The sequence below is a fragment of the Candidatus Stygibacter australis genome, from assembly GCA_030765845.1.
GTDB lineage: Bacteria > Cloacimonadota > Cloacimonadia > Cloacimonadales > TCS61 > Stygibacter > Stygibacter australis.
This window is the reverse complement of sequence record JAVCDJ010000216.1, coordinates 1-7,775: the sequence shown is the minus strand read 5'-3', so window position 1 is coordinate 7,775 and position 7,775 is coordinate 1. Positions and strand designations below refer to the sequence as shown.

At 39.2% G+C, this 7,775-nt stretch carries 6 protein-coding genes and 1 tRNA gene; 5 read left to right on the top strand and 2 right to left on the bottom strand.

Features of this window, described 5'->3' with window-relative positions; genetic code table 11:
- On the top strand, positions 1–2,821 hold a 2,821-nt coding region (locus tag RAO94_11245), incomplete at its 5' end, for an FAD-dependent oxidoreductase (protein MDP8322915.1).
- A gap of 72 nt (positions 2,822–2,893) precedes the next feature.
- Here the strand turns inward: RAO94_11245 and RAO94_11240 are convergent.
- Positions 2,894–3,412 carry a hypothetical protein gene (locus RAO94_11240; GenBank protein ID MDP8322914.1) on the bottom strand — a complete coding sequence of 173 codons (519 nt, stop codon included), beginning with the start codon at positions 3,410–3,412 and terminating at the stop codon, positions 2,894–2,896.
- A gap of 240 nt (positions 3,413–3,652) precedes the next feature.
- Here RAO94_11240 and RAO94_11235 point away from each other — a divergent pair, with 240 nt between their 5' ends.
- The 4 genes from RAO94_11235 to tnpA all read left to right on the top strand — a co-directional run bounded on the left by RAO94_11235 (position 3,653) and on the right by tnpA (position 6,631).
- A complete protein-coding gene (locus tag RAO94_11235; protein MDP8322913.1) occupies positions 3,653–4,888 on the top strand; it encodes a M48 family metallopeptidase in 1,236 nt (411 codons plus the stop codon).
- Between the two features lie 60 nt (positions 4,889–4,948).
- A complete protein-coding gene (locus RAO94_11230; protein ID MDP8322912.1) occupies positions 4,949–5,782 on the top strand; it encodes a DMT family transporter in 834 nt (277 codons plus the stop codon).
- Positions 5,783–5,844: 62 nt separating this feature from the next.
- Positions 5,845–5,920 (top strand) — tRNA-Phe (locus RAO94_11225).
- 261 nt (positions 5,921–6,181) lie between these two features.
- Complete coding sequence (gene tnpA, locus RAO94_11220; protein MDP8322911.1) at positions 6,182–6,631, top strand: IS200/IS605 family transposase; 450 nt, start codon at positions 6,182–6,184, stop codon at positions 6,629–6,631.
- Between the two features lie 160 nt (positions 6,632–6,791).
- On the opposite strand, the gene RAO94_11215 is transcribed toward tnpA, so the two are convergent.
- A partial coding sequence (locus RAO94_11215) for a dockerin type I domain-containing protein (GenBank protein MDP8322910.1) occupies positions 6,792–7,775 on the bottom strand: 984 nt, incomplete at its 5' end.

Here is a 7,775-nt window from a genome sequence, read left to right as displayed (position 1 = left end):
AGATTTTGATTTAGGACTTGATTACAGCTATATTCCTGAGAAAGAAGCAGATAAGGGTAAGAAGATTGCCATTATTGGTGCTGGACCTTCCGGATTAACCTGTGGATATTATCTGACTAATAAAGGTTATGAAGTGAAGTGCTTTGAAGCATCTCCTCAGGCTGGTGGCTGGTTAAGATATGGTATTCCAGAATATCGTCTTCCTAAAGAGATATTAGATAAAGAAATAGAGATCATGTGTGCAAACGGCATGCAGATCGAGTATAATACTTTTATCGGTAAAGATGTCACTGTCGCTGAGCTTTCTAAAGATTATGATGCTGTATATATGGCATTAGGTGCGCAGAATGCTGTGCCTATGCGGACTAAAGGCAGTGATCTGAAAGGAGTTCTGCTGGGAGTAGATTACCTTAAGGACTTTGCTCTGGGAAAAGACATCGATCTTGGTAAAAAGGTGGCAATTGTAGGTGGTGGAAACACAGCTATAGATTGCGCCCGTACTGCAGTACGTCAGGGATCAGATGTTACATTGATCTATCGTCGTACACGTAAGGAGATGCCGGCAGAAGCTTATGAAGTGGATGCAGCGGAAGAAGAAGGAGTAAAATTCCACTTCCTTACCAACCCTGCAGAAATGTTTGGCGTAGATGGCAGATTGAAGACCGTAAAAATGGAGATTATGGAACTGGGTGAACCAGATGACAGTGGTCGTCGTCGTCCCAAGCCAACTGGAAAATTCTTTGATAAAGATTATGATACAGTGATAGCTGCTATCAGCCAGAGTCCTGAAGTTGGTTTCCTGGCGGAAGAGAAAAACCAGTTAGGTGGCAAGGAATGGGGATTATCTCGATGGATGACAGCAGAAAGCGATGAAGCTACAATGTACTGGTCAGAAAATGTTTTTGCTGGTGGTGATTTCAGACGTGGAGCAGCTACGGCAATTGAAGCAATTGCTGATGGCAGACAGGCATCTGAGAGCATTCATCATTATCTCCAGGGTGAGATGATGCGCGGATTGAAGCGTTTTGACAGCAAGAAAGAGAAAAAGCTGGCTGATATTGATCCAAAACATTTTGAACAATACGAAAAGGTTGAACGCATCAAGATGCCGGAGCTGGAAGCTGAATATAGAAGAACTAATCTTGAAGAAGTGGAATATGATTGCGATCATGAACAGGCAATTGCTGAAGCAAGCCGTTGTATTGAATGCGGCTGTCATGTGAATGAAACCTGCTCTTTGCGAAAATATGCCACAGAATATGATATTGATGCCGATACTTATGCCGGTGCAAAAAATAAACATCCGATTGATCATTCACATCCCTTTATTCTGCGTGATGCAAACCGCTGCGTTAAGTGCGGACGCTGTGTGAGAATTTGTGCTGAAGTTCAGGGTGCTGGAGTGCTCGGTTATATCTGGCGTGGGTTCCAGAGTTATGTAGCCCCGGAATTTGGTGAAAGTCTGAATCTAACCGGATGCGAGGAATGCGGAAAATGTATTGCAGTATGCCCGGTTGGTGCTTTGATGCCAAAGAATGTACACTATAAGCTTAATCCCCATGTCCCAGAAAAGCAGGTGGAGCAAAGCTGCGGTCAGTGCGGAACAGGTTGCGAAGTGCAAATCAATCTTACAGGAAATAGAGTGACAACAATTCAGGCAGCAGACGATGCCTGGAATGGTAGAAATCTTTGTTTCAAGGGTCGGTTTGGCTGGCAGGTAACTGATGATGAAGCGAGGATCAAGGGTGCTTATATAAATCACAATAATGAGTGGCAAAGTGTGTGCAGCTGCAATATCCCGGAATTGATCAAGGGAAAATTGAAAACAGCTAAAGCCTCTAAAATATTCGTTCATCCTTCTACTACACTGGAAGAATTGGAGATGCTCAAGGAAGTTGCTGTCAGTATGAAAGCTGGATTGCATAGCCTTACATTGGCTCCAGATATCAGTGACTGTATGCCAGTAGATGATCTGGCAAGTCTTGATGCAATTGAAAAGGCAGAAGCCTATTATGTTGTTGGAGAGATCAGCCAGACCCTAAGAACAATATTAAGACTAAAGCAGCGTGAAGGTAAAAAGCTCTGGCTGATAAACGATAAAGACAACAAGTTCAATGAATTCGCAGACATGTATGTGAATTATGATCCTCAAACAGCCATGGAACATACTCTGGAATGTTATACAACAACTCCTAAATGCAAACCTCAATGTATAGATTTCCCGGAAAACACTTTGTTTATTTATAATCGTGATAATGTATCTGGAAAAGTAAGCAAAATGATCTGGAAACTGGCTTCCACTGTTTTGAATGATGTCAAAGGCAAGGTTTATGTGACAAGTAAGTTCTGTAATTCCCTGGGAATTCAGGCAGCAGGCATCACCAGAGCCGAAGTGGAAGAAGGTGATTTTGTGCTTTTATATGGCGAAGATCCTACCGAAGCTATCTATAAAAAAGCTGCTGGCGTTGTATGCGTTCATACTCATCTTGATGGCGTTTTTGCTGATGCATTACTTCCAAAACCAACTGTTCAGGAGATCAATGGTACTGCCATTGGAGATGGTCACAGAACACTTATTTTCCGTAATCCCCGGCAGTCAGGTAATTTCCAGAAACTGATCAACGTTTTTGCTGATGCTGATTTGATTGCCCCGGAACACGATGCGGAATTCTTCAATAATAACATCAAGTTAGAGCAAGGCTCTGTCTCCGATAAATCACTGGCTGAATTACTTGCTGAGGAATCTTGTAAGTGTTGTGAGCATAAGCCTTATACACCAGGCATACATGAAAAGAGACTTGAGATACTAAAACAAGTTTAATGAAGAAATAAAAAAGGGGTGAATGGAGTGAACTTCATTCACCCTAATTATTTTAAGATGACAGCATCAGAATTAATGAATATATAATATTGAAGTATTCCTTTTGATATCAATAGTAACGAAGCTGTAAAACATTCCAAAATTTTCCACATAAGCTTCATCACTAACTTTAATCCATTCCTTATCTGCAATTTTTACGCTTAAGGTCAATTCATCTGAAAATCTGCAATTCTTAATAAAGTTTGGTGGTAAAACATAAAAAGCAAGATTAGGATAATTCTGGTCACTCTGTAATCTGATCAATTCATATGTATTTCCATCCTGATAGGCGAACATTCTTAATGGTAATACTTTATCAAGAGGGGCTTCCAGGGATAATGACCATAATATCCCATTGGGAAACTCGCGACTGTGAAGGGCTACATTCATTTCAAGGGTTTCATCTTCAGTGCTGAACAATGTGGGAATTTCAGAACTGTCATAAACCAGGGGTCGCTCATTTCCACGGTTTTTTTCTGGAACTACTGTAAAGGGTGGATGAGCACAACCAGCAAATAATACAACGATTAATAATAAGCTTAACCATTTCATAATAACCTCCAACAAAATTAAGAAATATATCTGTATCCTGTCAATTAATAAACATTTAAATCCAATTTATCTTGACTCTTTTTTTGAACATAAATATTAATACAATATAAAGGGGTTTAGCTATGTCCAAAGTAATTATTGAGAATAACATGAAAGGCAAACTGTCAGTAAAAAACTCTCCCTCAGGCATTTGTTTCAGAATTGAAATCTAGGCAAAACATAAAAATTTAAGGAGTTGGCATGGATTATACATTACTGCGAATCGAAATGGAAAGGAAATTTACAGAAGAAATTAAAAAGAACCTGCACGTAGAAATGATCAACGACCTATTAAAGGCTGCTCAGGTTGATAAGAGAGAGTCACTCACTAATATGTTCAATGGAATTTATTTCAAAGTTGCTGAAGATTTTTGCCAGGATGTATGGGAAATATGTCAGGAAGCCCGGAAGCGTACCGGTTATAATTCCCAGATAGAGTTTTATGTGATGAACTCACCTGAATATAATGCTTTTTGTATTGAATCAGATGGTCCAGAGCATCCACATATTATTGCCATTAATTCTGCTATTATAAAGAATTTTACAAAGGAAGAGCTGCTTTTTATTGTCGGTCATGAAATTGGTCACTTGTGGACCGGGAATCGCTCAATACAGGAAGTTATTCAATTTATTTTCAATGAAAATAAGAGTATCCCTATTTATTATCATAATCGCATAATGTATTGGCAAAGGCTTTCAGAACTTAGTGCTGATCGTTTTGGATTGCTTGCCTGCAGGGATCTTGAGCCTGCAGTTAGCAGTTTTTTTAAACTTACATCAGGTTTGGACTGGCATGAATTAGGGATTGATATCAAATCTTATATCAAGAAAAATGATGAACTACTTAAAGAATTAAAAGGTGAGCAGGCATTTGATCAAAGTACCCATCCAATTAATCCTGTTAGAGTAAAAGCTTTGCAGCTGTTTTCCAAGTCAAAGATGTTTGCTGACAGCACTGCTGGAAAGGCTATAAAGCTGAATAAAACTCTGGAGAAAAATATTGTGAAGCTAGTCTCAGAACACTCTGCTCTGGCAGAAGGTCTTAATCATGACCGGATGGTCTTTATGGCTACTGGAGGATTGATCATAAGCGGATGTGATGAAGAATTATCTATAGATGAATTTGAAAAAATTGTCAGCAATATCTCTAAGTATACTCTTTATCCACGAGAGTATTTGGAAAAGATGATCAAAGAAAAAAATGTTCAGAAAATATTTATCCAGTCAGTAGCAAGCATACTCAAAGCTAATCCTTCTGAACGTGATGCTTTAATGGGTTATCTCCTGGAAATGGCATTTGCTGACAGTGATATCAATAAAGCTGAATTACAATTGCTGGTTGAAATAGGAGTTAAAATCCTGGGTTATAATGAAAAAGAGGTTTCTCAGATTATTGCTGGGGGTATCTATACCCTCTATACACCAAAAGTTATTTAATACTATAATTTGCCATAGGAGATACAAATCAAGATTTCAGAGAAATTAAAATCCGATCTGATGCTGCTTACTGCCGCCATATTATGGGGGTTTGCCTTTGTGGCGCAACGCCAGGGCATGAAATATGTTGGTCCATTCCTTTTTAATGGATTCAGATTTATCTTAGGTGCACTTGTAATTTTACCTTTCAGCGGTCTTAGATTCAGTAAGAAGGAATTACAGGCTGGTATTTTACTGGGTATTGTATTATTTCTGGCAGCCACTTTACAACAGATAGGTATCATCTATACTACTGCCGGCAAAGCTGGATTTATTACTGGATTATATATGATTTTTGTGCCGATATTGGGAGCTTTTTCCGGGGATAATGCCAGTTTGAGAACCTGGATGGGGATTGCTATTGCTGTAGGTGGTTTATATCTATTAAGTATTCATGGCAGAATAGATATTGCTCTGGGTGATAGTCTTCTGTTGTTGTGTGCCATCATCTTTGCCCTGCATGTGCGTATGGTGGGTATTTATACCCGGTTATTTGCTCCATTTAAATTAGCTTTCCTGCAGTTTGCAGTTTGTGGATTGCTTAGCCTTGCTGGATGGGGAGTAATAGAAAATGCAGAAACCGCCGGATTGTCACAAGCGATAATCCCAATATTATATGGTGGTCTTATCTCCGTAGGAATCGCCTATACATTGCAATTCTTTGCTCAGAGACGTGCACCTGCTGCAGATTGTGCTGTAATTCTTAGTCTGGAAGGTGCTTTTGCCGTAATTGGGGGTTATCTGATCCTGCACGAAATGATGTCTACTCAGTCTCTGATCGGGTGCCTCTTGATGCTTGTTGGAGCTATACTGGCAGGTTTACCAGAAAGAAGAAGCCTGGTTAAAGCTGAATAATTCAATTTTACCTTGACAGAATAAGTCCTGCTAAATTTATTTCATTTCACTTTGAATTTAATGGCGAGATAGCTCAGTTGGTAGAGCAGAGGCCTGAAAAGCCTTGTGTCCCCAGTTCAAGTCTGGGTCTTGCCACCATAATAAAAGCCACCTAACGGTGGTTTTTTTTATGTCGGAATCAGGATTAATGGGATTATTAGATGAAAAGTATTTTTATCATCCATTTTCATAATTATACTTGTCAAAAGTGTAATATATTATATAATTTGGTCAGTTAATAAATGAAATAATGCTAAAGGAAGAATAGTACCCTGAAAGGGTGTAACTATAATAGCCATGGGCGAAACCCATGGTGCAAGGAGAGAAAAATTAGTAACCCTGGAAGGGTTATACGGAGGAATGATGTCAACTTACACTAAAATCCTTTATCATATAGTATTTTGTACTAAAGGTCATAAACCAACTCTTGAAATGCAATACAGAGAAAAAATTCTAAAATATATCTGGGGTATTTTTAAGAATAAAGACTGTCATCTATACCAAATAAACATTATGGAGGATCATCTTCACATCTTATGTACTTTGCATCCTTCTCTGAAACTTGCTGACCTTATTAAATCTATCAAAGTATCTTCTAATTCCTGGCTTAAAGAAGAGAGCTTATGTTCTCACTTCGATGGATGGCAAGTTGATTATGGAGCGTTTACTGTTTCATGGGAACATAAAGATATCGTTATTAATTACATTAAAAATCAGCAGGAACATCATAAACGGTTTGATTTTATAACAGAATATAAAAAGCTATTGCAGGATTTTGAGATTGAATATGATGAAAAGTATTTTCCATGACTGTGCTACCTCTTCGAGGTAGAGGGGGGGGCTTTCCCGCAGGTTTCACCTGCGGCTATTATAGTAAAGCCCTTTCAGAGCTTAATACTGCTGAGAAGCAGATATTTATATATAAGGGTTGCACATTCAAGATAAATATGCAACCCAAAAAGATCAAATTTTATTCTTCTACTGGAAAATGATCTATTATCCCTACCACAAAGCGTTGAATGAGTGAGGCATCGTAGGCTTCTATATATCCATTGCCATCCACATCTGCTCGCAGTTGTCGCCAATCTTCCCAGGGCAGAGGTGCTGCAACGGGATCAATTCCTACAAAATACTGCAAGGCTATTGCTGCATCATAAGATTCCACCAGACCATTATTATCAATATCACCAAATCCGAAAGTTCCACCAGAATGCCAGCCCACCTGATTATCTACAAAATTATAAGTAAATACCAGTGTCTGCGCTTCAGTAAGGCTTAATTGCAAATTCCCATCTGATGTGTTTTGCTGCCAGTTATTATTCAAGACGATTTTCAATTCCCAGTCTCCGGCTTCCAGATCGAGTGCTCTGCTGAAAATGCCATCGCCAGCATAGTCATCACCATTTTCACCATTATCATTCATCACAGTGAGGTCAGTGGTTTCATCCCAGTCAGTTCCACCCATTTCACTCAGGAAATTGCCGCAAACTATGGGTGGATTCACGCTTTGGCATACATATCCATCCCAGTCATTTGATCCGGGCATTAATCCGCAATTGACCCAGATTGTCACTTCATCAGTTTCTGCTAAGGTAAATACCTGATTATCTGAAGGCCAGTCACCACCGTCCCACGCGTTTGATTCTGTCACCTTATATTCATAAGTTCCGGCAGCAAGCAGCATATTAACGCTCCACAGCATATTGTTATTACACTGCAGATCATAATCATGATTTGATGGAGTCCAGTCATTCATGGTTCCCACAAGATGTGGTTTGATATACTCAGTGAGTTCTGCCAGATTTCCATCCTCTGAAATCTGATTACTATTAAAATCTTCAATACCATTCAGCAATATTGCACCAGTGATATCTGCAGGAAGTGATTCCGTAAATTCCAGGACTATTTTACGGTTGCCATGCGTAAGATGAATAGAATAAATATTATATCCCGC